Below are 1,778 nucleotides of genomic sequence, written 5' to 3' on the forward strand. Positions count from 1 at the left end.
AGCTGGGGCAGCGTCATGGCCGGCACCTCCAGTACGCGCCCGTCGACCAGGTGGGCCAGCAACGTGCTGCCGGAGGGGGCAAGGTCGATGACGGCGAGCGGCCCGTTGGGGTACTTCGCCGAGGCCGCCTGGCTGGATGCGGCCTGGGGACGGGCTGTGAGCGTCGCCTTCACCGGAGCCTTTCGGACTCGCGGGGAGGCCGGGCGTGCGTTGGAGGCACCGGCGGCGGTGCTGGGCGCGGTCCGGTGCGGTGTTGCCACCGCCGGGGCGACTGAAGCGGGGGCCGGCTGCTGTGTGTGAGGGAGGGCTGCTGCGGGCGGCGGGGTGCCGGGGCGGCAGAAGCCTCCCAGGTGCATCGGCACGCCCTGGGAGCGGTAGACCGACGGGTTGCCGCACTGCACGCACGGCGCGGCCTCGGCCATCGCCAGCGAGCCGTCCGGATTCTGGTCCAGTATCGGAACGGCCGGGACGGTCGGCTGCTCGGGAACCGGGGCGGTGAACGCCTCGGATACGGCGGGTCCCTCCGGGGCGGGCTCAGGGGCGAGTTGGGCGGCGATGCCTTCCAGCAGCCGAGCGTAGGCCGCGCGGGCCTCGCCCTGCGGTTCACGCTGCCCCGACTCGTAGGCCGAGAACGTGCTGGGGCTGACCCCCAGAGCCTTGGCGGTCTCGGCTTTGGTGAGCCCGTACTCGGTGCGCAGCCGCTGGCGCTGTGCCGGGTCGGGCAACGGCACCGAGCGGCGCGGTCCGATGCCCAGCAGGGCGCCGATCGCGTCGGGGGTGTCGGTCATGGCGCTCTCCTTCGCTGTGGTGGTCGGACGGGCCGTCAGCGCACGCCCTGACGGATCTCTTCGAGGCGGGTCATCAGCCGCTGGTAGCGCTGGGAGGCGGCCTGCGGGGTCTTGAGCCCCTGCTGGTCCTTGATCTGGCCCCAGTCCATGCCGTGGCGCCGGGCCTCCATGATCACCTGGCATTCCAGGTGGTCGAGTTGCTGGCGGAGGTCTTCGAACAGGGCGAGGGCGGCCGTGAGGTCGTCGGTGGCGATTGCGGGCTCGCCGCCGTCCTGGGAGCGGGTGCTGGCGTCCATGACCTTGCTCAGCGCGTCGGCCCCGTCCCACAGGCGTCTGGCCGGCGCCCACACGGGCAGGTCCTCCTGCAGGTCGGGGCGCGCCCGCAGAGGAGCGAGGTTCTCCAGTGCCGTCTCGTACCGGCGGGCGGCAGGGGTCGAGTCAAGCGTCATGAGACCCAATCATGACAGCGAAACAACGAACAAACAAGTTGTTGGTTTATTGGATTCCTTCATGGAGTCCGTCGCGGTGTCCAGTCCCTCATCGCCCGGCGGCTTCGGTGATGCGCTGCCGTGTACGGGGCCGGCGGCCGGGGCCCTGACCGTTCGTCCGCTCGGGCGGCAGCTCTCCCTCAGCGGGCCGGCGTCTTCTGTCGCGGAATCCAGCGCATGTGCAGCGCTTGCAGGGCGTCGAGTTGCCCGCGGGTGAGCTGGGCGGCGTCGCGACGCTGCCGTGAGATCCACTCCCCCAGGCGAAACCGGCGTCCTGCCTGTTCGGCGACGTAGTCGTAGGGGACGTCCAGGTGCTGGTGCTCGCGGCGGAAGGTCCGTGCTGCCCTGAGCCCCTCGGCGAAGGCGCGTTCTCCGGGACTGCGAGGACGCCGCAGCAGCAGGGCCATGGGGTGGTCGAAGGGCAGGGCGCCCAGGAGATTCCTCTGGTCAGGGTGGAGATCTGGCATGAGGTCGATCTGCTGGTCGAGCCAGTCGGCCAACG

At 71.3% G+C, this 1,778-nt stretch carries 3 protein-coding genes; all 3 read right to left on the reverse strand.

Annotation, left to right across the window (positions count from 1 at the left end; all coding sequences use genetic code 11):
• On the reverse strand, window positions 1–788 hold a 788-nt coding region (locus AB0O00_RS37855), incomplete at its 3' end, for a helix-turn-helix transcriptional regulator (RefSeq protein WP_363659231.1).
• Between the two features lie 35 nt (window positions 789–823).
• On the reverse strand, window positions 824–1,237 hold the full coding sequence (locus tag AB0O00_RS37860; RefSeq protein ID WP_363659232.1) for a hypothetical protein: 414 nt from the start codon (window positions 1,235–1,237) through the stop codon (window positions 824–826).
• Window positions 1,238–1,416: 179 nt separating this feature from the next.
• Window positions 1,417–1,778: helicase associated domain-containing protein (locus AB0O00_RS37865; protein WP_363659233.1), on the reverse strand; the 362-nt coding region annotated here is incomplete at its 5' end.

Source organism: Kitasatospora sp. NPDC093558 (genome assembly GCF_040683475.1).
GTDB lineage: Bacteria > Actinomycetota > Actinomycetes > Streptomycetales > Streptomycetaceae > Kitasatospora.